Raw genomic sequence first — 25,006 nt, 5'->3', positions numbered from 1 at the left:
AAAAACTGTCGCTAGATAACAGCGACATTATTGGGTACTCTGCTAGATAAGAAAAATTAGGATTGGAAGAATAATAAATGGAAAGTTTAACCTTACAACCGATTGCCAAAGTTAATGGCGAAGTGAATTTACCAGGATCTAAAAGTGTCTCAAATAGGGCTTTGTTATTAGCGGCTTTAGCACAAGGTACAACACGCTTAACTAACTTATTAGATAGTGATGATATTCGCCATATGCTTAATGGATTAAAGCAACTTGGGGTTAATTATCGGTTATCAGCAGATAAAACCGAATGTGAAGTTGATGGTTTAGGGCATGCCTTTATTGCGACAGAACCGCTTGAATTATATTTAGGTAATGCAGGCACCGCAATGCGACCATTAGCGGCCGCACTGTGTCTCGGCACTGGTGAATATATATTGACTGGTGAGCCAAGAATGAAAGAGCGCCCAATCGGTCATCTTGTTGATGCTCTACGTAGTGCTGGCGCTGAGATCACTTATCTTGAAAATGAACACTACCCACCATTAAAGATTATTGGTACTGGCTTAAATGGCGGTGAGGTTGAAATTGATGGTTCGATTTCAAGCCAATTTTTAACTGCATTTTTAATGGCGGCGCCACTTGCTAGCGCTGATACGGTGATCACTATTAAAGGTGATTTGGTTTCGAAACCTTATATTGATATTACCTTACATATTATGGCGCAATTTGGAGTTAAGGTTGAAAACCGTGATTACCAACAGTTTGTCGTTAAAGGTTGCCAGCAGTACCAATCACCGGGAGAGTTTTTGGTTGAAGGTGATGCTTCATCAGCCTCGTATTTTTTAGCAGCGGCTGCCATTAAAGGTGGGGCGATAAAAGTAACGGGTATTGGCAAAAATAGTATTCAAGGTGACATTCAATTTGCAGACGCACTTACCGCTATGGGGGCTGATATTGAATGGGGTGATGATTACGTCATTGCTCGTTGTGGTAAATTAACCGCTGTTGATATGGATTTTAATCATATTCCAGATGCAGCGATGACAATAGCAACAACAGCATTGTTTGCTAAAGGCACAACTTCAATTCGTAATGTTTATAACTGGCGCGTAAAAGAAACAGACCGTCTTGCTGCTATGGCAACCGAATTACGCAAAGTAGGTGCGGAGGTAGAAGAGGGCAGTGATTACATTACTATTACGCCACCAACAAAGCTTAACCATGCAGTGATTGATACTTATGATGATCATCGAATGGCGATGTGTTTTTCGCTGGTGGCATTAAGTGATACCGCGGTGACGATCAATGATCCTAAGTGTACCTCAAAAACATTCCCAGATTATTTTATTAAGCTGCAGAGCTTAAGTGCGTAGTTTTGAGTAGTTGATTATTGATATATAAATTTACACTCGTATTAAGCCTGATGTGATTGCATCAGGCTTTTTATTTAGTATAAAAAGGTATGATAGATAGGGAATAACTATATAAATTTAAGATTTTTTTCCGTATAATGTGCCACCGTTTGATGGCTAACCTTTATTTAGGTTAAGTTGCCGCTATTACGGATCCATATTCGGAGAAAACTTATGTCTACTCATGCTCCAGTCATTACTGTTGATGGGCCAAGTGGTGCTGGTAAAGGCACACTATGTATGCTGTTAGCAGAAAAACTTGGCTGGAATCTGCTTGATTCTGGCGCGATTTATCGTGTTCTTGCACTTGCAGCACTTCATCATGGTGTAGATACTGAATCAGAAGAGGCTTTGGTACCACTTGCTGCACATCTTGATGTTCAGTTTGTTGCTGAAGGTGAATTGGTGCGAGTCATTCTCGAAGGCGAAGATGTTTCAGATACACTCCGTACTGAGAAAGTAGGCAATGCGGCATCAAAAGTCGCGGCATTACCGCGAGTGCGTGAAGCATTATTGCGCCGCCAGCGTGCATTTAGTGAGCAACCAGGCTTGGTTGCTGATGGCCGCGACATGGGTACCGTAGTGTTTACATCGGCAGAAGTGAAAATCTTCTTAGATGCTAGTGCTGAAGAACGTGCAACTCGCCGCATGAATCAGTTGCAAAAAAAGGGCTTAGATGTTAGCTTTAGCAGCCTTTTGAGCGAAATTCAGGAGCGAGACTACCGCGATCGTAATCGTGCTGTAGCGCCTTTACGCCCTGCTGATGACGCTTTGGTACTTGATTCAACTGAAATGTCAATTGAACAAGTATTAGAAAAAGTCTTGGCATATGTTGATGCTAAGCTAAAATAAACGAATCCATATTTAGTTGCGTAAGCAGCTAAATAACGTCGGTGTCATGGATGATAACTGACTTTATTATCAACCCCATGCGGTAGGATACCCATGGTTGTTTATCATATTGAAGATTAATTAAATGACTGAATCTTTTGCTCAACTCTTTGAAGAGTCGCTAAACCTAGTTGAAACTCGCCCAGGTGCAATCGTTAAAGGTACTGTAATCGCTATCGAAAACGGTTACGTACTAGTTGACGCTGGTCTAAAATCTGAGTCATCTATTCCTGTTGAAGAATTCAAGAACGCTGCTGGCGAACTAGAAATCGAAGTAGGCGCTCAGGTTGACGTTGCTCTTGACGCGATCGAAGATGGTTTTGGTGAAACTAAACTTTCTCGTGAGAAAGCTAAGCGTCACGAAGCTTGGATCCAGCTTGAAAAAGCTTATGAAGATGCTGAAACAGTTGTTGGTATCATCAACGGTAAAGTTAAGGGCGGCTTCACAGTTGAACTTAACGGCATCCGTGCGTTCCTACCAGGTTCACTAGTAGACGTACGTCCAGTTCGCGACACTGCTCACCTAGAAAACAAAGAACTTGAGTTCAAAGTAATCAAGCTTGACCAGAAGCGCAACAACGTTGTTGTTTCACGTCGTGCTGTTATCGAGTCTGAGAACAGTGTTGAACGTGATGAGCTACTTGCTTCTCTACAAGAAGGCATGGAAGTTAAAGGTATCGTTAAGAACCTTACTGACTACGGCGCATTCGTTGATCTTGGCGGTGTTGACGGTCTTCTACACATCACTGACATGGCTTGGAAGCGTGTTAAGCACCCTTCTGAAATCGTTAATGTTGGCGATGAAATCAACGTTAAAGTTCTTAAGTTCGACCGTGAGCGTACTCGCGTATCACTAGGTCTTAAGCAACTTGGCGAAGATCCATGGGTTGCAATCGCTAAGCGTTACCCAGAAAGCACTAAGCTTACTGGTCGCGTAACTAACCTTACTGACTACGGCTGCTTCGTTGAAATCGAAGAAGGCGTTGAAGGTCTTGTTCACGTTTCTGAAATGGATTGGACTAACAAAAACATCCACCCATCTAAAGTTGTTAACGTGGGCGATGAAGTTGAAGTTATGGTTCTTGATATCGACGAAGAGCGTCGTCGTATCTCTTTAGGTCTTAAGCAGTGTAAAGCTAACCCATGGCAGTCATTTGCAGAAATGCAAGCTAAGGGCGACAAAGTAACTGGTAAGATCAAGTCAATCACTGATTTCGGTATCTTCATCGGTCTTGAAGGCGGCATCGACGGTCTAGTTCACCTATCTGACATTTCTTGGAATGTTTCTGGTGAAGACGCAGTTCGTGACTTCAAGAAAGGCGACGAAATTTCTGCAGTAGTTCTTGCAGTTGACGCAGAGCGTGAGCGTATCTCTCTAGGCGTTAAGCAAATCGAAGAAGACCCATTCAACAGCTTCGTAGCTGATACTAAGAAAGGTGCTCTAGTAACTGGTAAAGTTATCGCTGTTGACGCTAAAGGCGCAACTGTTGAGCTAGGCGAAGGCATCGAAGGTTACCTACGCGCTTCTGAAGCATCTGTAGACCGTGTTGAAGACGCAACTCTAGTTCTTTCTGTTGGCGATTCTGTTGAAGCTAAATTCACAGGCGTTGACCGTAAGAACCGCGTAATCAACCTTTCTGTACGTGCTAAAGACGTTGCTGAAGAGCAAGAAGCAATGGCTACACTAAACAAAGCTGACGATGCTGCGTTTGGTAATGCTATGGCTGACGCTTTCAAAGCTGCTAAAGGCGAATAATTGAGCGTTGAGGGAAATCGCTTTAGCTTTTTCCCTCTAAACGGCTATACTATTGAGAAACTTACTAAAACGGAGTGTTTATGACAAAGTCTGAATTAATTGAAAGACTATGTAGTCAACAAACACATCTTTCTGCCAAACAGGTAGAAGATGCAATCAAGGATATCCTTGAACATATGGCGAACACACTTGCTGAAGGTGATCGTATTGAGATCCGTGGCTTTGGTAGCTTCTCTTTACATTACCGTGCTCCTCGCGTTGGCCGTAATCCAAAGACAGGTGATAAAGTTGAGTTGGACGGCAAGTACGTTCCTCACTTCAAGCCAGGAAAGGAATTACGTGACCGTGTTAATGCATCGATAGCTGCTTAACCGCGAATAGAACAAAAAAACGGCATCCTCTCGGTATGCCGTTTTTTTATGTCTATAGATCATGGTTTGATCAGTAAAATTACTGCATAATCAGTAATTATAATTTAGATTTAGTGAGAGGATTCACGATGAAGATTTTAGGAATTATTGTTCTAGTAGCTGCCTTTTTAATCACTCTGGCTCTTGGTGCTCAAAATCAAATAATGGTTAGCTTTGATTATTTAATCGCTCAGGGTGAATTTCAACTTTCTACGCTATTAGGCACAGCATTTGGTGCTGGTTTTGTTATTGGCTGGGTGATTTGTGGTACTTTATATCTTAAAGCTCGTTTTGCTAAAAATCGTTTAATGAAAAAAGTAACGAAGCAACAGCAAGAACTTGATCAACTTCGTGCTAAGCCTATTAAGGAATAAGAATTAATGCTTGAATTGTTGTTCCTACTTTTACCTATTGCTGCCGCTTACGGTTGGTATATGGGTAACAGGAGCGCAAGTAACCAAAAGCAAGAAAAGTCTGACCACTTATCTCGCCAATATGTAACAGGTCTTAATATGCTGTTATCAGATGAATCTGATAAAGCAGTAGACCTGTTTATTGAGTTGCTTCAGGTTGACAGTGAAACTATTGATACTCATCTTGCTCTCGGTAATTTATTCCGCAGCAGAGGAGAGGTCGATCGCGCCATTCGTATTCACCAAAATTTGATAGCCAGACCTAATTTATCGATTGAACAGCGCAATTTAGCCTTACAACAATTAGCAAAAGATTATATGGCTGCCGGTTTTTTTGATCGTGCTGAGCGTATTTTTGAGCAGTTGCTGGATGAGCCTGATTATCGAAAGCCAGCATTACAACAGTTATTAGCTATTTATCAACAAACACGTGAGTGGGAAAAAGCCATTGAGATGGCAACCCAGTTGGTGAAATTAGGTAAAACTAAATTAAAGCACGATATTGCCCATTATTGGTGCGAACTCTCCATGCTTGAGCTTAGTGCTCAGAATCAAGATAAAGCGATTCAGTTATTAAAAAAAGCACTGTCAGTGGATAAACATTGTGTGCGTGCCTCGATTGCAATGGCTAAAATACAAGTTAAACAACAAGAATATAAGCAAGCAGCAAAAATTTTAGAAAGGATCTCAGATCAAGATATTGAGTTTGTTGGCGAAGCTTTACCGCTACTACTTGAGTGTTATGAAGCGATGCACAATCAAAATGCATGGCTAAAGTTTTTACAACATTGTGTCGAACAAAAAGCAGGGGCAAGTGCCGAGTTAATGCTCGCTGATGAAATTGCCAAGCATGACGGTGCAGTAACGGCGCAGTCTTTTATGACCCGCCAACTTCAAAAAAATCCGACCATGAAAGGTTTTTATCAATTGATGGAATATCATCTTGATGAAGCTGAAGAAGGTCGTGCTAAAGAAAGTTTAACCAGTTTACGCCACTTAGTGGGTGAACAGCTTAAGGTGAAGCCTCGCTATCGTTGTCGTCAATGTGGCTTTGCTACTCATTCATTGTATTGGCAGTGTCCATCTTGTAAGAGCTGGGGACAAATAAAGCCAATTCGAGGGCTTGATGGTGAATAATGACCATCGAATGTTTTTTCTAAAACCAGTGCAGTTATGTACTGGTTTTTTTGTAGTTGTAGCTATCAAATTTAATCAATTGATGTAGAATCCTGCCGGCGGTTGGGACAACCGCACAGTGGATGTATTTAGATATAATAGGAGCCTCAATGCTAGACGCTAAAGTAACAGACCCTAAAGTAATCGTTGCCCTTGATTATGATAATCATAATGAGGCACTCGCTTTTGTCGATCGTATTGAGCCGGGAAGCTGCCGTTTAAAAGTCGGTAAAGAGATGTTCACTTTTTTTGGCCCTGACTTTGTGCGTCAATTGCATGATCGGGGTCATTCTGTATTTCTAGACTTGAAATTTCATGATATTCCAAACACTTGTTCGAAAGCGGTGAGAGCTGCTGCTGAATTAGGTGTATGGATGGTAAATGTCCACGCCAGTGGTGGTGAGCGGATGATGACGGCATCGCGTGAGATTCTAGAACCCTATGGTAAAGATCGACCACTATTAATTGGTGTGACGGTACTGACAAGTATGGAAGCGAATGATTTAGCGGGTATTGGTATTTCATGCCAGCCACAACAACAAGTATTGAATTTAGCAACATTAACTAAAAATAGTGGTCTTGATGGGGTGGTTTGTTCAGCACAAGAAGCGAGTTTGTTGAAAGCGCAGCTTGGACAACAGTTTAAATTAGTCACCCCGGGTATTCGTCCTGTCGGTAGTGAAGCTGGTGATCAGCGTCGTGTGATGACGCCTGTAGAAGCAATGGCTGCGGGATCTGATTATCTGGTGATTGGTCGTCCAATTACTCAAGCAAGCGATCCTGCTGCAGTATTGGCTGCCATTAATAAAACATTAGCTTAATTTTTAACGATTAAGCAAACGATAACGCCAGCATTTTTACACTAATATGTAGTAATGCTGGCGTTTGTTTTATGATTAATAGCTAATTTTTGGAGTGCTATTAAGTATTCGGCCGCTTTTTTCTCGTGTTGGTGAGCTAAAGTGACTATCAAGTAGTTTTTGCGTTAACGAGTGCTTGGGGTTTGCGAAGACATTAGCGGTACGTCCTTTTTCTACTACTTCGCCATCTTGCATTACCATGACTTTGTCACTGAAATGTTTTATCACGCCCATATGTTGTGATACATACACATAAGACAATCCCATCTCTTCTTGCAATTCGAGCAACAGGTTTATCATCTGTGAACGCATTGACATGTCTAAACCATTTAACGCTTCATCAGCGACAATAATACAAGGTTGTAAAATCAACGCACGCGCTAAGGAAACACGTTGTTTTTGTCCTGTTGCCAGCATTTGTGGGTAGAAATACGCATGTTCTGGTAATAATCCAACTCGTTTTAGGGTATCCATGATACGTTTTTCACGGGCTTGCGGAGTCATGTTGGTATTACGCTTTAGCGGACCCTCTAGAATACGACCAATCTGAATACGGGGATTCAGCGACGTATTGGGGTCTTGAAAAATCATCCGTATTAGTTTGCAGCGAGTCTGGTAATCATGGTGATGTAGTTGTTCACCATTCACTCGTACAATCCCTTCTGTTGGAGTGATTACGCCAGCTAACATTTTTGCTAATGTGGATTTACCTGAGCCATTTTCACCTAACAGGGCGATTGTTTCGCCAGCATTTAGTTGAAATGAGACTGGCTTTACAGCTTCAATAGTACGGCGACGAAATAAGCCTGAGCGATAATGGTAATCTTTTTTCAGGTTTTCAACTTCAAGTAATGAACTCATTTGTTGTCATCCTTCATATTTAGCGGAAAATGACAGCTAAACTTGTGACTTTTAATTTTTTGGCGCTGAGGTACCTCAACACATTTTCGTTGTGCATAAGGGCATCGTGGCCCTAAACGACAACCTATCGGTAAATGTTGTAGTGGTGGAATAGAGCCCGGTAGTGTTTCTAGCTTACATTTGTGGCTTACATCCATTGAAAAGTCAGGCATTGCGCGCATTAATGCCGCAGTATAAGGATGATGAGGGAGTTCAAGTAGTTGCTTAGAAGTGCCAGATTCTACTGATTGCCCACAATACATTACAGTGATCCTATCTGCCCATTGAGTCACGGTATTTAAATCGTGGCTTACTAATAAGATCGTTGTGTTACCTAATTGGTTCATGCGACTTAGTAGTCGGAAAATTTGCGCCTGAGTAATAGGATCAAGATCGTTAGTCGGTTCATCAGCAATCAGTAATCGAGGACGGTTAGCTATCGCCATCGCAATCATCACTTTTTGACATTCGCCATCGGTTAATTCATAAGGATAACTGCGCATTACGCGTTTATGCTCTTTAATACCGACTTTATGGAGCAAGGCAATTGCTTGCTTTTGGCGCCAATGAAAACGCTGCCAAATACGGCCATTAAAGGATGATGACGGAATGGCTTCTTCTAGTTGTTCACCAATACGCTCTGATGGATCAAGACAAGTTGATGGTTCTTGGAAAATCATCGCGATTTCGCGGCTAACAATTTTACGCCGTTGGCGAGGCGACAACGCTAATAGATCAACATCACCTAAGCGCATACGGTCAGCGTTTACTCGCCAGTTATCTTTACATACGCCGGCAATGGCTTTTGCAACTAAGCTTTTACCTGATCCTGATTCACCAACTAAGCCACGAATTTCGCTTTCGTTAATGGTGATACTCATGCGATCAACTGCTTTTACCATCCCTTGGGGGGTATCGATTTCTATGGTTAGGTTACGTATATCGAGTAATGGCATATTAATCAATTCCTGCGTTAAGTGCTTGGCGTATACCATCACCAACAAGGTTGATAACTAACACACTAAACATAATCGCAAGCCCTGGCAGTGTCACTGTCCATGGCGCGAGATAAATAAGATCAATTGAATCCCCAAGCATTGCACCCCATTCAGGTAACGGTGCTTGGGCGCCTAAACCAAGAAAACCAAGCGCTGCAATATCCATAATGGCAACTGAGATAGCACGAGTCATTTCAGTAGTAATTGTGGTTAAGATATTGGGTAATATCGAGTTATAAAGGAGATAAAAGTTGTTAGCACCATCAAGGCGAGCAGCAATAATGTAGTCTTTTTCTACCTCAGCATGCACGGCTGTGTATACGGCACGAATGAAACGAGGGATTAATGCTAGCCAAATAGCCAGCAGAATATGTGTTTCCCCTGGTCCCATGTATGCAACAACAATTATCGCCAGCAACAATGATGGAATTGATAATACGGTATCTAAAATATGGTTAAGAAAGCTAGACTTAAGGCCGCTACTCATGCCAGCTAAAATACCAATTAATAGACCAATTGCGCTTGATGCAAATGCGACCAGTAAAGCGTAGCCGAAGGTTAATTGACTCCCAATCAATAACCGCGACAAAATATCGCGCCCAAGATCGTCAGTACCAAAAAAGAATGATACATGGCCTGAATTATCCCATGACGGTGGCATCAGTAACTCACCGACTTGCTCTATCGCAGAATAGGGAGCTAACCAGCGGGCATTAATGGTAATTAATAGCAGTGCTAGTAGGCTCCACAAACCAAACATGGCTAATGAATTAGCACGGAAATTTTGCCATGATCGTTCCCATTGAGTAGGGATTGTGGCTTCTTGGTAAACACTATTTGATGGCATACCATTCCTTCCTTACCAGCGGATTAACAATTGCGCCAACAATATCAGACAAAATATTAGCTAATAAAATAAATCCACCAACAGTAATAACACCAGCTTGGATTGCAACATAGTTTTGGGCTGCAATTGCATTGAGTAGCCAGCGACCAATACCGGGCCAGTTGAAAATAGATTCGGTTAGCATTGCGAATGTCATCATTGCTGCAAACTGCATCCCAAGCTTGGGAATGATGGGTGGAATCGCATTTTTCATACCGTGACGACGGACAATTTCAAAGGTTGAAAGGCCTTTGGTTTGCGCGACTTTAATATAGTTTTTAGTCATAACCTCAGCAATTGATGCGCGTGTTAAACGAATGACCTCAGTGGTTGGTGCCATCGCTAAGACAATAGTAGGCAAAACAAGGTGTTTAACAGCATCAAAGAAAGCTTCCATGCGATAAGGCTTATCGGAGAGCAAAATATCAATCAATGCAAACCCCGTCACGTGGTTAAATTGATACAATAAGCTATAACGACCTGAAACAGGTAACCAGCCTAAGTTGAGTGAAAACAGTAAGATAAGTAACATTGCTAGCCAAAATAATGGAATAGAGTAGCCTAATAATGTAATTGAACTTATTACTGTATCAATAGGACGGCCGCGACGGACGCCAGCAATGGTACCTAAAGGAATACCAATGACTAAAGATAAAATAAAAGCAAAAAAGCATAGCTCTAATGTTGCGGGAAAAACTTTGAGTATTTCTGCGCTCATAGGTATACCTGACGGGCTAATACCTAAGTTACCAGCGAATAAATTTTGTAGATAAATGATCCAACCCTGCCAAAACGGCTCATAGGCCCATTGTAATTGGGTATCAAGTCTTAAAATGCTAAAACTAACGATAGTTAGAATGAGTAACGTAATAATAAACAGATTTAAGCGACGTATAGTGTAGATAAACATACTTTACTCAGTCCGATAGACACTGGAAAATGAACGCGAGCCGAAAGGGCTCATTTGTAGTCCGCCGAGTGTTTTATTATGCGCTTGAAAATGCACGCCATGAGCAAGAGGGATGATCGGCACTTGCTGATCGAGGATATCTTGTGCATGTTGATAATAGTTGACTCGTTGCTGAGTTTTATTCGTGCGTGATGCTAGTTCAAGTAAATTATCAAATTGAACATTGCACCAATTCGCAACATTTAGCCCAGCATGTTTAGCATTACAAGAGAGTAATGGGCGTAAGAAATTATCAGGATCACCATTATCAGCAATCCAGCCAGCTAACATCATATCGTAGTTATTCATATCATTAACGCCAAGACGACCAACGTTATCTTGATGATAAATAATAACATTAATTCCAATTGCTTTGAGGTTAGCTTGAATAAGTTCTGCCGTTTTTTGTGGGCTTGGGTTGTAAGGTCGAGACTCTAAAGGTACCCACATGGTTAATACTTGATCGCTGTTATAACCTGCTTGTTTAAGTAATTGTTTGGCTTTTTTAGGATTATAATTAACCGCTTTACTGTCATTGTTATAAGCCCAAGATGTTGGCGGTAATAAGCTTTTTGCTTTGGTTGCCGTACCATAATAGACCGAATTTAATAAGGTGTTTTTGTTAATGGCATAGCTAATGGCTTCACGCACTTTGAGATTATTTAAAGGAGCAATACTGGTATTTAAGGCTAAAAATGACACGTTCATGCCCGCTTGTGCCAATAATTCATAGTTATCATTGTCGGTGATCACCGGTAACTGACTGGCAACGGGGGACGCTAATACATCACATTCCGCGCTTAATAATTTAGTTAAATTGCCCATGCCACGTGAAGAAATATCAAACACAATTTGCTCCATTGGTGCGACACCTTGCCAATAACCAATATGGTGCTTTAAACGAATTAGATCGTTAGGAATAAACTGATCAACATAAAATGGTCCAGTACCAATAGGACGGCTATCCAATTTACCTATTTGACCTGATTTTAGCAGTTGTTTGCCATATTCGGCTGAATATACAACCGCATAGCTAGTCGCTAAATTTGATAAGAAAGAGTTATCAGGACGTCGTAGAGTAAATTGTACTGTGTGTGGATTCAGCGCTTTAATACTTTCAATATCATCAGCAAAGCCGAGACTTTCAAACCACGGATAACGACCACCTGAAATATGATGGAAAGGATTATCGGGGTTTATTACGCGTTCAAAGCTAAATACAACATCATCAGCATTCATGGTACGCGTTGGTGTGAACCAGGTTGTGGTTTGAAACTTTACACCTTGACGAAGGGTAAATGTATACACTAATCCGTCGTCACTAACTGTCCAGCTTTTAGCAAGATCAGGTAATGGCTTATGGCTGACGGGATCAAGTAATAGCAGACGGTCAAAAATTTGTGCCGAAAGGGTTTCTGCTGTTAGCCCACCGTCTGTTAACTGGGGATTAAGTGTTGTCGGTGTATCTTGGCCACAATAGACAAAACCCCGATGTTGAATAACTGAATCTTTTGCTGGTTGCTTACACCCACTAAGGGTCAATAAAACCAAACTAGCGATAAAAAGACGATAGTAAGCGCTCATATGTAATAGGCGTTATTTGAAATTAAGTTTTTAAATTTAACATTTTCCATCTCGCTCACCAAGTTATCCAGCCTGTTTTGAATTAAATTAGCGAAAAAGCGTCAATTATGTTGAGTTTTCCCCTCAATTTGGTTGATTAATCACCATTAACATTGAGGTCATATTTACGAATTAAGCCTCTTAGTTGATGGTAGCTAAGACTTAATAACTCGGCAGCTTTTGTTTGATTAAATTTAGCGAGTGCCAAAGCTTGTTCAATCCATATGATTTCTTGTTGTTGCAGTTGTTGACGCAGATCTATTGGAAATGTCAGCGCATTAGAATCTTGATTTGCAGGTGATTTAACTGTTATTGGTTGAGAATCTTTCTCGGTTATTACTTTATCCCATGAGGTCATAAAGGGATCAATAATAATAGTATCGATAATTTCATCTTCTATTGCGTGGCGAAATACCGAACGTTCAACCACATTTTTTAATTCACGAATATTACCAGGCCATGAATAGTTTAATAACTGTTGTTGGGCCTGATAACTAAAACCAGCAAAGTAGCTAAAATTCATTTCACGACACATTCTTACAGCATAGTGTTCAGCGAGGGGTAAAATATCATCAAGTCGTGCTCTTAGGGGCGGTAAATGGATCACCTCAAAGGCTAATCTATCGAGTAAATCGGCGCGAAACTTTCCGTCAGCAGCGAGTTGTGGCAGGTTTTGATTGGTAGCACAAATTAATCGTACATTGGCTTGGCAGCTTTTATTACCGCCAACACGTTCATATTCACCATATTCAATCACACGTAATAGTTTTTCTTGGACACCCATTGGCGCTGTGGCGAGTTCATCTAAAAACAGAGTCCCATTTTCGGCGCGTTCAAATCGCCCTTGATGACGGCCTTTTGCTCCTGTAAATGCTCCTGCTTCATGACCAAACAGTTCCGAATCAATCACCCCGTCAGCTAATGCGGCACAATTTAAGCTGATTAATGGTTGATCCCATCGCGTCGATAGATAATGGATTCGTTGTGCTATTAGTTCTTTACCTGTACCGCGTTCACCTAAAATAAGTACCGGCCGGTTAAGTGTTGCAAGCCGTGATGCATGATCAAGTACTGCTAAAAAAGCATCTGACTCACCGATTAAATTTTCGGTCTTTCTCATTGGTAAATCTCACTACAATTTAGTTATATTCACTATATCATTATTTGTTAAAAGCGCGTGTTATTTATTTAGTTTAATTAAAACAATAACTTAAAAGTTGGCACGCAAGTTGATATGTATATAACAGAATTACACCTCACATGACAACATAACGTTAGTCTGATGATATAAACCGTTAATTGAACGTGATTCAATGCGGTTGACCAAGGAGTTTTATTATGGGTATTTTTTCTCGTTTTGCTGACATCGTAAATGCTAACGTCAATTCATTATTGGACAAGGCAGAAGATCCACAAAAATTGATCCGTCTTATTATTCAAGAAATGGAAGATACATTAGTTGAAGTGCGTACTTCTTCAGCGCGTGCGCTAGCAGATAAAAAAGAATTGCGCCGTCGTATCACTGCGATTGAAACGCAATCGACAGATTGGCAACAAAAAGCAAGTTTAGCGATTCAAAAAGGCCGTGAAGATCTAGCACGCGCTGCATTGATTGAAAAACAAAAGCTAGTTGATGTTGCGTTAACGTTAAATGAAGAATATAAATTAGTAGATGAAACGATTGAAAAATTATCGTTAGAAGTTGCTGAACTTGAACGTAAATTGCAAGAGACACGCGCTCGCCAGCAAGCGTTAGTTACTCGTCATAAAGCTGCGGGAACACGTCGTGATGTCCGTCGTCAACTTGATACCAGTAAAGTCGATGAGGCAATGTCGAAGTTTGAACAATATGAGCGTCGTATTGATGAAATGGAAGCAGAAGCGGATAGCTATAGTTTTGGTCGAGGAAAAAGCTTAGAGTCAGAGTTTGCTGATCTTCAAGCACAAGATGATATTGAAAAAGAGCTTGAGCGTCTAAAAGCAAGCATGAATGATAAACAACAGTAATCGCAGGACAATTGTCTTTTAAATTATATAAAAAGAATAATATTGCTATTACCCCTGCGTGAAAGGAGAACAACAAATGTCGATGGGTTTTATTAGTGTTCCATTAGTGGTGTTTATGGTTGTTGTTGCACCATTGTGGTTAATTCTTCATTACCGCAGTAAGCGTAAATCAGGTGAGGGATTATCTGGTGAGGATCATAAAAAGTTAGAAACCTTAGTGGCACGCGCAGAGGTGATGCAAGAGCGGATTGTTACGCTAGAGCGAATTTTAGATGCTGAAGCACCACAATGGAGGCAAAAATAATGCGCAAAACATTATATCGCGATCCTAACAACGGTAAATTGGGTGGTGTGTGTGCCGGTTTGGCTGAATATTTTGGCGTTGAAATTTGGCTAATGCGTATTTTAGCTGTTACTGCTTTTTTATTAGGGGTCGGCTTTTTTGCAACGGTTGCCTATATCGCGGCTTGGTTAATTTTAGATAAAATGCCACTACAACGTAAAGAACAGCAGCATCAATATACTGAACATAATGTTAAGCAAAAACCATGGCAAACAGGGCAGTCACCGCAACAGATTTTGGATAATGTAGAAATTGAACTTGCGCGCAGTGAAGTGAGTATTCAAAAAATGGAAGCTTATGTAACGTCATCTGCCTTTAAAGTTGATCGTGAATTTAATAAACTTTAGTGCAGAAATCTAAAGTGCTTGATGTTATTTGTGTAGATTATGTCTATAAATAATATCAATATGAAGCAGGTACTGATGAGGTCAGGCCTGCTTTTTTTATGGTCAGTTGTAAGACTATATAGATGAATAGGAAAGCGTAATGAATCGAATTAGCAATGAAGTGAATAAATGGGTTAACCGTAGCCTTGATCGCCATGTGCGTCTTGCGGTAACAGGTTTATCACGTGCGGGAAAAACGGCCTTTATTACGTCACTGATTAATCAACTGTTACACGTCAGTACTAATCCTCGATTACCGATGTTTTCAGCTGTTAGAGAAGGTTATTTACTCGGTTCTAAAAGAGTACCGCAGTTGGATATGCATGTTCCTAAATTTGGATATGATGATGGGATGAATGCGTTGTTATCAACGCCACCAACATGGCCTCAGCCGACAAGTGATGTGAGCCAAACTCGATTGGCATTGCGCTTTAAACCACAAAAAGGGGCGCTAAAATTATTTCAAGATACCGCAACGTTGTATCTCGATATTATTGATTATCCTGGTGAGTGGTTATTAGATTTACCCTTGCTTGATCTGGATTTTATTAGTTGGTCTAAGCAACAGGCACAAGCATTAAAAGGTCAGCGGTTAGCATTAGCACAATCATGGTTGGCAATGGGGGAGCAATTTGATCCTTTTGCACCAGCTGATGAAGCTTTAATTGAAACGATAGCCGCGGCTTTTACTGATTATCTACACCAATGTAAAGCCGAAGGTGGTTTACATTGGGTGCAACCGGGGCGATTTGTGTTACCGGGAGAATTAGCGGGAGCACCAGTATTACAATTCTTTCCGATGATATGGACCAATAAGTATACCGAACAACAATTAGCCGCCGCGGCTGATGACAGTAACTATGGCATGCTAAAGAAACGTTATAAGTATTATCAACAACATGTTGTGAAGGCTTTTTATAATGATCATTTTTCCAAATTTGATCGCCAAATTGTATTGGTTGATTGTCTGCAACCTTTGAATGCTGGACATGAGTCATTTAATGATATGCGCCAAGCTTTAGATCAATTGATGCAAAGTTTTAAATATGGCCGTAGCTCTATGTTACGTCGATTATTTTCACCACGAATAGATAAAGTGCTATTTGCGGCTACAAAAGCCGATCATATTACACCAGAGCAACATCCTAATTTAGTCGGACTATTACAACAACTCGTTAATGAAGCATGGCAAACCGCGTCGTTTGAAGGAATTAGCATGGATTGTGTGAGCCTGGCATCGATTCAAGCTAGTGAGCCAGGGTTTGTGAATTATCAAGGCCAACAAGTCCCAGCATTGCGTGGCATCGATATGGCTGGTAATGCACAAACATTTTTTCCTGGTGAGGTTCCACGACGGTTACCTAACCAAGAATTTTGGGATGAAAATGGATTTGATTTTATTAATTTACGTCCATTGCCACAGCAGATAGATGAACCTTTACCGCATATTCGAATGGATAAAGCATTGGAATATTTATTGGGAGATAAATTGCAATGACAGAGCCATTAAAGGCCAAAATGGTGTTTGATGAGGCACAGCAGCCATTAAATCAACAGCAGCCTGATTTGACCGTAAAAATGAACTTTGAACAACAAAGTGAGTTTTTACCAGATACTGTTGAAATTGCTGAAATGGAAAGTGAGCAAACACTAGGGCAAATTTTAGCGGCTAAACCTAAACGTCGTTATCGTTGGTTTAAAGGACTATTAGTGGCTGGTGCGGCTATGGTCGGATGGCAAACAGTGGATCATGTAACGACTGCTTATCAAACGGGCAATTGGTTATCATTGGGATGGAGTGCCATTGTTGCGGGTATTGCAGTTGCAGGTATTGGTGCACTAGGACGTGAGTTTATTAATTTACGCCGTTTAAAACAACGCCAAACTGAGCGCGAACAAGCGCATGAACTATTAGCTGCTGACGGTATAGGATCTGGTAAGGCATTTTGTATTAAATTAGCTAAATTGAGCCAAATCCAAACGGATAATCATGGTTATGATCGTTGGTTACATGCCTTAGCTGCGACACATAATGATCGAGAGGTACTGGCACTTTACGATCAAATGGTCGTGAGTCAGCAAGATAAATTAGCACGGCAGTTGGTTGCTAAATATTCGAGTGAAGCTGCATTGATGGTGGCTTTGAGCCCATTAGCTGCCGCAGATATGTTGTTAGTCGCTTGGCGTAATTTCCGTCTTATTGAGCAAGTTTCTACAATTTATGGTATTGAACTTAGTTATTGGTCACGGATTAAATTAGTGAAATTAGTACTCGCTAATATGGCATTTGCTGGTGCATCTGAAGTGGTGGCTGATTTAGGAATGGATATGCTGTCGATGGATCTTGCTGGAAGAATGTCAACCCGAGTTGCGCAAGGGGTTGGTGTCGGTTTACTTACTGGTCGATTAGGTCTTAAAGCCATTAACCTTATGCGTCCCTTACCTTGGATGGAAGGCGAACAGCCGAAGTTAAGTGAAATTCGCCGTGATTTATTAAGCCAATTAGGGAATAAAAATAAGGGCTAATAGCTGAGTAATTTTAGATAGTTAAAAAGAGAGCCTCGGCTCTCTTTTTTTTCACTGAAAATTGCTATTTTTGTATTTAATCGATGCAGATGCGATCTCGTGGCTTGACTCGTTAAAGGGTTAGTCGCACACTGATATCACTGTCAGGAATAGTTGACAGTATAGAGTTATAAACTTTTTTAATTATGTGGATTAAGCCTCTCAAAATTAAAGCTTAACACTTTGATTATTAATAGTATTTTTAGAAATTATCCCTAATGGATAACTGTAATTAAATGCACATAAGATGAATAATAAGAAGGTGTAAACCATGAGATTACAGGTCTTTTGCGAAGATAGAGTGGGGATGACCCGCGAATTATTGGATATTTTAACCAGTCAAGAAATTGATCTTCGTGGCATTGAAATTGATCGTATTGGTATCATCTATTTAAATTGCCCTGAAGTTGAATTTGAACAGTTTAGCCAATTAATGTCGCAGATCCGTCAGTTAGATGGTGTTACTGATGTACGTAAAATTCAGTTTATGCCAAGTGAGCGTGAACATACTGAATTATCTGCTTTATTACAGACCTTACCCGATCCTTTCTTTACCATTAATCTAAACGGTAAAGTAGATTTCGCTAATCAAGCTGCTGAACAATTAATAGGGCACCGTAGTGAGGATTTATTCAGTGAAAATATTCAAACTTTACTTGGATTTAATTTTACTCGGTGGCTAGATAAAAATCAGGCACAAAAGCATAGCGAAATTGTGGTTATTTCTGGGTTAGATTACCAAATGGATATTATGCCTGTTTTTGTGAGTGATGAAGCACCGGAGCCGGTGCTTGCAAGTGCTTTAATTTTATTAAAATCACTTTCTGAAGCTAAAATGCCCGTTGTTATGCGCCCGATCAATGGTGACAGTGGGTTTGAACATTTGATTGGGCAATCATCACGGTTTAAGCACCTATTAGGCCAAGCAAAGAAATTAGCATTATTAGACGCCCCTTTGCTGATACAAGGCGAAACGGGAACTGGCAAGGAAATGTTAGCGCGTGCTTGTCATCAGCGTTCTGTGCATCGAGATAAACCATTTTTGGTGGTTAACTGCATTTCAATGCCTGATAATGCAGCAGAAACTGAGTTATTTGGTTGTGTTGCGAGTGCTAATGAACCGGCTAAAAAAGGTATTTTTGAGCAAGCGGCTGGTGGTACTGTTTTTCTGTATGAAATTGGCGAAATGTCGAAACATCTACAGATTAAATTATTACGCTTTCTTCAAGACGGTACTTTTCGCCGAGTGGGTGAAGAAGCTGAAATAAAAGTATCTGTGCGAGTGATTTGTTCTACGCAGAAAAAATTGCCAGAGTTAGTTGCTGATGGAGAGTTTCGAGAGGATCTTTATTATCGACTTAATGTGCTTGCTTTAGTCGTTCCGCCATTACGTGAACGTGCCGCTGATATTGTGCCATTAGCTGAATTATTCTTAGCCCAATTTGCACAAGAGTTACATCAACCGAAACCGTCGCTTTCTGAAGAATTAGCATTAGCGCTTAAGCAATACGCATGGCCGGGTAATATTCGCCAATTACGCAATGTATTGTTTCGTGCTATGACTCAGGTGGAAGGCATTGAAATGACCTCTGCGGATGTACAGCTACCTGAAAATGAATCGAGTACAGTGATTAGTGAAGAGACGTTAACCGGATCATTGGATGAGATTATGAAGCGTTATGAGTCTGGCATTTTATCTAATCTGTATCAGAGCTATCCATCAACCCGTAAATTAGCTAAACGATTAGGGGTTTCTCATACTGCGGTGGCGAATAAATTGCGTGAATATGGGCTTAGCAAACGGAACTAATCTCAGGTGTTATAAAGAAAGAGATAGCAAATAGCTATCTCTTTCAATAATAAACAGCAATGCTGATTGATTAGAATTAGTCGTTTTGATGTGCTTCAAGCAAGATGGTATCACCCGATTCTAACGCTAATAATAGCGCAACGATATCTTCGCCATAACGATAACCACATAATGAGTTATGACTATTTAATACTCGGTGACAAGGGATCACAATCGGAATTGGATTAACATTTTTTGCCATACCGATTGCTTGGGTTGCTTTGGTATTTCCAATATTTGCGGCTATTTGCTCGTAGGTGACAGTTTCACCATAAGGAATATCTGCGATAGCATGCCAAATTTGCTGCTGGAAGATGGTGCCTTGAGGTGCGAGGGGGAAGGTAAATTTTTTCCGAGAGCCGGTGAGGTATTCTTTGAGTTGTTTAATGAAAGGGGCCATAAACTCAGGGTTATGTTGCCATATTTCATTCGGGCTATAGCTGGGACTTGTAATCGATAATTGTCGAAGACCTTGATGATCGGCCAGCAACATAATATTCCCCAGTTCTGTTTCAATACAATCGTAATACATCAATAACTCACTAAAGGCGTAATAATTAATAACATTGACTGACAAAGAGTAACAGACAACCGCACGCTAATATATCGAATATTGAATGTGGCTTGTATTCATTATCATGTAAACTCACAAAATGTGCGTTATATCAATTAACATTGTCGTGTCGAGGTAGTACTTGTTTCATTCAATTATACATCGCTCATCAACTATTGTACTTGACGATATAAAAGTTCGCTTGATTGAAGCGCAAGATGCGGAACAAATTACCGCATATTATCAGCGTAATCGTCATTTTCTTGCGCCTTGGGAGCCATTACGGCATGAGGCTTTTTTTAGTTTAGCTGGTTGGCAGCAGCGTCTAGAACAAATTGCGACCTTACATCGTCATGAAATGGCTTTTTATTTTGTTATTGAACACCGTGTAACTGGCGATATTATTGGGGTGATTAATTTTAGTAACTTAGTTAAGTCCCCGTTTTATGCTTGTCATGTCGGCTATTCTTTAGATCAATATCATCAGGGACAAGCGGTGATGCGGCGAGCACTAACCGCGGTGACTGAGTGGATATTTATCGATAAACATTTTCATCGTATTATGGCGGCATATATGCCTCATAATAACAAAAGTGGCAGTGTGTTAACTGCTGTCGGTTTTGAGCAAGAAGGGTTAGCGAAAGATTATTTATTGATCAATGGCCAATGGCAAGACCATATCCTAACATCATTGGTTAATCCTAACTGGTCACTACCAATAAGCTAATATGTTTGTTGGAATTAAAAGGCTGAGGGTGTGCTCTCAGCCGGTGATAGGTAACTTATTGGTTATTAATGCTATTTAATCAACCATTAAAATGCGCATATTGTTAGTTGAGCCAACGGTATCCATTTTATCACCTTGGGTAATAATGGTTAAATCTCCCGCTTGTACATAACCTGCACTTTTTAGAACATCAAGTGCATGTTTTGCTGCATCTAATCCTGCGTCACTGTCACGATCAAAAAATACCGGTGTTACGCCACGAAATAAAGCAGTACGATTAAGGGTCGTTTTATTACGTGAAAGCGCAAAAATAGGTAAACCAGATGATATTCGTGACATCAGGCGTGGTGTTCGACCAGATTCTGTCATTACCACAATAGCTTTAATGCCAATCATATGGTTGGCGGCGTACATGGTTGCCATCGCAATGGTTTCTTCAGGATTGGAAAATTTACGATCTAAGCGATGATTAGAGACATTTATACTTGGCTCTTTTTCCGCACCCAGACAAACACTAGCCATAATAGTGACGGTTTCGACTGGAAAGTCCCCCGCGGCTGTTTCAGCTGATAGCATTACTGCATCAGTACCATCTAAGACCGCATTAGCAACGTCCATTACCTCTGCACGCGTTGGCATTGGGCTAGTGATCATTGATTCCATCATTTGAGTTGCTGTAATCACGGTTCGATCTAAGCTTCGTGCGCGGCGAATTAATTTTTTTTGTACGCCAACTAGTTCAGGATCGCCAATTTCAACCCCTAAATCACCACGAGCAACCATTACTACATCAGAAGCTAGAATAATGTCATCCATTGCTTCTGTGGTTGCAACGGTTTCTGCCCGCTCTACTTTAGCGACTAATTGTGCAGTTAACCCTGCTTCTGTTGCAAGTTGACGTGCGTAGTGCATGTCTTCGCCATTACGTGGAAAAGAAACCGCTAGATAATCAACACCCATTGCCGCTGCCGTAATAATGTCAGCTTTATCTTTTTCTGTTAAGGCAGCAGCAGATAATCCACCACCTTTTTTATTGATGCCTTTATTATTTGATAATGGGCCAGCTACAGTGACGATAGTGTGTACTTTATTGCCTATTACTTCGGTAACTTGGAGTTGCACTCGACCATCATCAAGTAATAAAACATCACCTGTAATAACATCGTTAGGTAGTTCTTTATAGTCAAGTCCAACTGCATCTTGATGGCCTTCGCCTTTAGGTAAATCACTATCAAGAGTAAATTTATCACCAATATTTAGTTGGATCTTACCGTTTTTGAAGGTAGATACGCGAATTTTAGGCCCTTGTAGGTCACCTAAAATTGCAACATGTTTACCCAAGCGAGTTGCAATCTCACGTACTTGTTGGGTACGAAGGATATGATCTTCAGGACTACCATGTGAAAAGTTCATACGAACAACGTTAGCACCAGCGGCAATGATTTTTTCTAGATTATTGTCACGATCAGTTGCAGGGCCGAGGGTCGTAACAATTTTTGTACGTCTTAGTCGTTCAGACATTGTAAGCTCCATGTGAAATAAGCAGGTCGATTAACGAATATCAATCAAAGCATAACGGTATGATATTAGAGAATAAGACCTTAAGAATGAGTGCTACTCAGTAAGTTTGAAAGCATAAGAGGGGATAAATCTGAGTGCATCATTAGCTGTGATAGCGAAGCCGAAACTTCGCTTGGCGTCGAGAGTTATAAAGAATAACCATCTTTAGAAAAGCGTGAATCTTTGAGTGAATCTTTTACGCGTTTTAAATTATCACGAAAACTTGATCCTCGGCGTAGAGTAAAGCCCGTTGCTAGTACATCAATAACCGTCATTTGCACCACTCGGCTCGCCATTGGCATATAGATATCTGTATCTTCAGGAACATCAAGGCAAATCGATAATGAACATTCGCGCTCTAATGGTGAGTATTTAGCTGTAATACCGATGACTGTTGCACCATTTTCCCGCGCCATTTGTGCGATTTCAACCAAACTTTTGGTACGTCCCGTGTGTGAGATCACAACAACGACATCACCATCACTGCAATTGATAACACTCATACGTTGCATAACAATATCGTCAAAGCAAACAATAGGAATATTAAATCGAAAGAACTTATTTTGGGCATCATGTGCAACAGATGCTGAAGCGCCTAAACCAAAGAAGGATATTTTTTTCGCCTGGGTAAGTAAATCAACTGCACGGTTAATTTGCATGGGATCAATGCTGTTCTTCGCAACATCTAAACAAGCCATTGTTGATTCAAATATCTTAGCTGTATAGGCATCTGGTCCATCATTTTCTTCGACATTACGATTTACATAAGGGGTACCGTTTGCCAGACTTTGTGCTAAATGTAATTTAAAGTCGGGAAAACCCTTGGTATCAAGTCGACGACAAAAACGGTTAACAGTCGGCTCACTCACATCGGCCATTTTTGCCAATGTTGCAATACTTGAGTGAATAGCTGTTTGTGGCGAGGCGATAATAACTTCCGCTACTTTACGTTCAGATTTGCTGAAGTGTTCTAAGTTATTTTGTATTTTTTCTATGGTATTCATAGGTATTTATGCACTTCGTTATTGAATTTCATTTGTAGCATTCTTGTCAACAAGTTGCCCATATAATGAAACTATACTACTTAACTCTTAACATATTCTAGTGATTCACGGCCTTTTTTAGGGGTTTTTGTTAGATTTTGATCGGGATCGACTTTTTATTTTCAGAATTGAAACTTATAAAACAAAGAATGTTGCTATTTATTGTTTTATCTTTCTAAATCTGAGTATTTGTTTCTTAAATAAAGACTTATTTTAAGCTATGAAATAAATCTTTATTTTATAATTTTCAAATGATTTATATATTTAATCAAGATTGATATAGATAAATGGAAAGGAATGTCGATGAAAGTCAGTATTTGTGGCTGCGGATGGCTCGGGTTACCGTTAGCATTATCACTAAAATCTCAAGCGATTGAGGTCTGGGGGTCAAAAACAACATTGGCTGGTGTAAATATATTACAACAGCAGGGGATTCATGGTTGTTTATTAACATTACCGCTGATAGAAAATATCAATACGCAAGTTGGGCAATTTTTAGCAACTGATGTGTTGGTTATAGCAATCCCACCTGGTCGTAAGAATCTTAATTCACAAGCGCATATTAAAAATGTGATGTCATTATCTGCTGCAGCACAGAAAGCGGGATGTAAACGGGTTATTTTTATCAGTACGACTTCAGTGTATGACCCATTACAAGGTGAAGTGTTTGAAACAACGCCTGTCTGTCCAAGTTCGGCATCTGGGCAGTTACATTATCAATTAGAACAGCAGTTACGTCAGCAGTGGCAGCATAATTTAACTGTATTACGACTCTCGGGTTTATTTGGACCATTACGGCATCCAGTAACATTTTTATCTGGTCGTCAACAGCTTAGTGCAGGTAAACAACCGGTTAATCTCGTTCATTTAGATGATTGTATTCAAGTTATCTCCGCTATTATTCAGCAGGAAACGTCGATGTTGATTATGCATCTTGCAGCGAGTACTCATCCTAGTCGAGAACAGTATTACACTGCAATGGCGCTTAAATCACAGTTACCACCACCTCATTTTAATGATGATAATGATGGGGTTAATGGTAAGAAAATAAATTCAAATCAAACGCTTAAGTCACTTGGTGTGATTATGAAGCATGATGATTTATTACAATATGATCCACAAATATAACCATATTGATAAGCAAATAGGTAAAAAAAAGCGCTGAAATAACTATTTCAGCGCAAACGAAAAATACAATTAGGAGTTAAAGCAGTAGTAGTAGCAATTTAAATTACAGGTCTGTTTGACGGCCAGAAAAACAAAATACTTACCTATAATTTTAATTCTTATAAAGTCAGACTGCGCCTGAATGAGAAAGTTCAGTTTAATGCAAAAAAAGAGGTATTTATTTTTTGTTGATGGTTTTTATGCTGAGGTTAGGGAGATGATCTTAACAATAGGTAAATTTTAGAGATAAAAAAATCCCGCTGAAAATATCAACGGGAAGGAGATTATCCAAAAAAAATACAATTAGGATTTAAAGCAGTAGTGAATTAAACATTAATAAAAAGGCATTACTGCAGAGCAGAATAACGATTTATCAAATTGAATACATAAATAAGAGTGGTGATTTCACAGAAAGTTCAAAAAAAATGATTTTATTTAAAAAAATTATTTTGTAATTGGATCAGGGGCAGAGCAGATAAAGAAAACCCATCAACAAAAATATGTTAATGGGTATTGAAGCAAAAACTTCTAAAAAAAGCAGTGGTAT

General features: G+C 40.1%; 24 protein-coding genes. 15 read left to right on the top strand and 9 right to left on the bottom strand.

The window, feature by feature from the left end; translation table 11 throughout:
* The first annotated feature begins 77 nt into the window (after window positions 1-77).
* The 7 genes from aroA (at window position 78) to pyrF (ending at window position 6,864) form a co-directional block, all read left to right on the top strand.
* Entirely contained in the window at window positions 78-1,358 is a 1,281-nt protein-coding gene (gene aroA, locus PPBDW_RS10320; RefSeq protein WP_036795306.1) for a 3-phosphoshikimate 1-carboxyvinyltransferase, read from the top strand.
* 213 nt (window positions 1,359-1,571) lie between these two features.
* Window positions 1,572-2,249: a (d)CMP kinase gene (cmk, locus tag PPBDW_RS10315; RefSeq protein WP_036795304.1), complete on the top strand. Its 678-nt coding sequence runs from the start codon at window positions 1,572-1,574 to the stop codon at window positions 2,247-2,249.
* A gap of 124 nt (window positions 2,250-2,373) precedes the next feature.
* Window positions 2,374-4,044, top strand: a complete 1,671-nt coding sequence (gene rpsA / locus PPBDW_RS10310; RefSeq protein WP_036795303.1) for a 30S ribosomal protein S1 — start codon at window positions 2,374-2,376, stop codon at window positions 4,042-4,044.
* A gap of 80 nt (window positions 4,045-4,124) precedes the next feature.
* A complete protein-coding gene (gene ihfB, locus PPBDW_RS10305; protein ID WP_036795301.1) occupies window positions 4,125-4,415 on the top strand; it encodes an integration host factor subunit beta in 291 nt (96 codons plus the stop codon).
* A gap of 128 nt (window positions 4,416-4,543) precedes the next feature.
* Window positions 4,544-4,828, top strand: coding sequence for a LapA family protein (locus PPBDW_RS10300; RefSeq protein ID WP_036795300.1), 285 nt, complete (start codon window positions 4,544-4,546; stop codon window positions 4,826-4,828).
* 6 nt (window positions 4,829-4,834) lie between these two features.
* Entirely contained in the window at window positions 4,835-6,004 is a 1,170-nt protein-coding gene (gene lapB, locus PPBDW_RS10295; RefSeq protein WP_036795299.1) for a lipopolysaccharide assembly protein LapB, read from the top strand.
* A gap of 149 nt (window positions 6,005-6,153) precedes the next feature.
* Window positions 6,154-6,864, top strand: coding sequence for an orotidine-5'-phosphate decarboxylase (gene pyrF / locus PPBDW_RS10290; protein ID WP_036795298.1), 711 nt, complete (start codon window positions 6,154-6,156; stop codon window positions 6,862-6,864).
* A 75-nt stretch (window positions 6,865-6,939) separates the two neighbouring features.
* Here pyrF and PPBDW_RS10285 read toward each other — a convergent pair whose 3' ends face one another.
* The 6 genes from PPBDW_RS10285 to pspF form a co-directional block, all read right to left on the bottom strand.
* Window positions 6,940-7,764 (bottom strand): peptide ABC transporter ATP-binding protein, encoded by an 825-nt coding sequence (locus tag PPBDW_RS10285; protein WP_036795297.1) that lies wholly within the window; start codon window positions 7,762-7,764, stop codon window positions 6,940-6,942.
* Window positions 7,761-8,759 (bottom strand): peptide ABC transporter ATP-binding protein, encoded by a 999-nt coding sequence (locus PPBDW_RS10280; RefSeq protein WP_036795296.1) that lies wholly within the window; start codon window positions 8,757-8,759, stop codon window positions 7,761-7,763. Before PPBDW_RS10280 ends, PPBDW_RS10285 begins: the two co-directional genes overlap by 4 nt.
* Before the next feature lies 1 nt (window position 8,760).
* Entirely contained in the window at window positions 8,761-9,648 is an 888-nt protein-coding gene (gene sapC / locus PPBDW_RS10275; RefSeq protein ID WP_036795295.1) for a putrescine export ABC transporter permease SapC, read from the bottom strand.
* A complete protein-coding gene (locus PPBDW_RS10270; RefSeq protein ID WP_036795294.1) occupies window positions 9,635-10,597 on the bottom strand; it encodes an ABC transporter permease in 963 nt (320 codons plus the stop codon). Before PPBDW_RS10270 ends, sapC begins: the two co-directional genes overlap by 14 nt.
* A gap of 3 nt (window positions 10,598-10,600) precedes the next feature.
* Window positions 10,601-12,220 carry an ABC transporter substrate-binding protein SapA gene (sapA, locus tag PPBDW_RS10265; protein ID WP_036795293.1) on the bottom strand — a complete coding sequence of 540 codons (1,620 nt, stop codon included), beginning with the start codon at window positions 12,218-12,220 and terminating at the stop codon, window positions 10,601-10,603.
* Between the two features lie 136 nt (window positions 12,221-12,356).
* A complete protein-coding gene (gene pspF, locus PPBDW_RS10260; protein WP_036795292.1) occupies window positions 12,357-13,379 on the bottom strand; it encodes a phage shock protein operon transcriptional activator in 1,023 nt (340 codons plus the stop codon).
* A gap of 218 nt (window positions 13,380-13,597) precedes the next feature.
* Between pspF and pspA the strand changes: the two genes are divergently transcribed.
* From pspA to tyrR, 6 genes are all read left to right on the top strand, one after another.
* Window positions 13,598-14,266, top strand: a complete 669-nt coding sequence (gene pspA, locus PPBDW_RS10255; protein ID WP_036795291.1) for a phage shock protein PspA — start codon at window positions 13,598-13,600, stop codon at window positions 14,264-14,266.
* Window positions 14,267-14,342: 76 nt separating this feature from the next.
* Complete coding sequence (gene pspB, locus PPBDW_RS10250) at window positions 14,343-14,570, top strand: envelope stress response membrane protein PspB (protein WP_036795289.1); 228 nt, start codon at window positions 14,343-14,345, stop codon at window positions 14,568-14,570.
* The gene (pspC, locus tag PPBDW_RS10245) at window positions 14,570-14,956 is read left to right on the top strand and encodes an envelope stress response membrane protein PspC (protein ID WP_036795287.1); all 387 of its coding nucleotides are present in this window, start codon (window positions 14,570-14,572) and stop codon (window positions 14,954-14,956) included. Before pspB ends, pspC begins: the two co-directional genes overlap by 1 nt.
* A gap of 139 nt (window positions 14,957-15,095) precedes the next feature.
* Window positions 15,096-16,493: a YcjX family GTP-binding protein gene (locus PPBDW_RS10240; protein WP_036795285.1), complete on the top strand. Its 1,398-nt coding sequence runs from the start codon at window positions 15,096-15,098 to the stop codon at window positions 16,491-16,493.
* A complete protein-coding gene (locus tag PPBDW_RS10235; protein WP_036795284.1) occupies window positions 16,490-17,521 on the top strand; it encodes a YcjF family protein in 1,032 nt (343 codons plus the stop codon). The genes PPBDW_RS10240 and PPBDW_RS10235 overlap by 4 nt, the downstream gene beginning before the upstream one ends.
* 310 nt (window positions 17,522-17,831) lie before the next feature.
* On the top strand, window positions 17,832-19,370 hold the full coding sequence (gene tyrR / locus PPBDW_RS10230) for a transcriptional regulator TyrR (protein WP_036795282.1): 1,539 nt from the start codon (window positions 17,832-17,834) through the stop codon (window positions 19,368-19,370).
* 76 nt (window positions 19,371-19,446) lie between these two features.
* Here tyrR and PPBDW_RS10225 read toward each other — a convergent pair whose 3' ends face one another.
* Complete coding sequence (locus PPBDW_RS10225; RefSeq protein WP_036795281.1) at window positions 19,447-19,941, bottom strand: methylated-DNA--[protein]-cysteine S-methyltransferase; 495 nt, start codon at window positions 19,939-19,941, stop codon at window positions 19,447-19,449.
* A 163-nt stretch (window positions 19,942-20,104) separates the two neighbouring features.
* Between PPBDW_RS10225 and rimJ the strand changes: the two genes are divergently transcribed.
* Window positions 20,105-20,689 (top strand): ribosomal protein S5-alanine N-acetyltransferase, encoded by a 585-nt coding sequence (gene rimJ, locus PPBDW_RS10220; RefSeq protein WP_036795280.1) that lies wholly within the window; start codon window positions 20,105-20,107, stop codon window positions 20,687-20,689.
* A 75-nt stretch (window positions 20,690-20,764) separates the two neighbouring features.
* On the opposite strand, the gene pyk is transcribed toward rimJ, so the two are convergent.
* Both pyk and PPBDW_RS10210 read right to left on the bottom strand, forming a co-directional pair.
* On the bottom strand, window positions 20,765-22,210 hold the full coding sequence (pyk, locus tag PPBDW_RS10215; RefSeq protein ID WP_036795279.1) for a pyruvate kinase: 1,446 nt from the start codon (window positions 22,208-22,210) through the stop codon (window positions 20,765-20,767).
* A gap of 185 nt (window positions 22,211-22,395) precedes the next feature.
* Window positions 22,396-23,253 (bottom strand): MurR/RpiR family transcriptional regulator, encoded by an 858-nt coding sequence (locus PPBDW_RS10210; RefSeq protein WP_036795278.1) that lies wholly within the window; start codon window positions 23,251-23,253, stop codon window positions 22,396-22,398.
* Window positions 23,254-23,595: 342 nt separating this feature from the next.
* Here PPBDW_RS10210 and PPBDW_RS10205 point away from each other — a divergent pair, with 342 nt between their 5' ends.
* Entirely contained in the window at window positions 23,596-24,420 is an 825-nt protein-coding gene (locus PPBDW_RS10205; RefSeq protein WP_036795277.1) for an SDR family oxidoreductase, read from the top strand.
* Window positions 24,421-25,006 lie beyond the last annotated feature (586 nt).

Origin of the sequence: Photobacterium kishitanii (assembly GCF_000613045.3) — a bacterium.
GTDB lineage: Bacteria > Pseudomonadota > Gammaproteobacteria > Enterobacterales > Vibrionaceae > Photobacterium > Photobacterium kishitanii.
The sequence above is the reverse complement of the archived record's forward strand: the minus strand, read 5'-3'. Positions and strand labels throughout refer to the sequence as shown.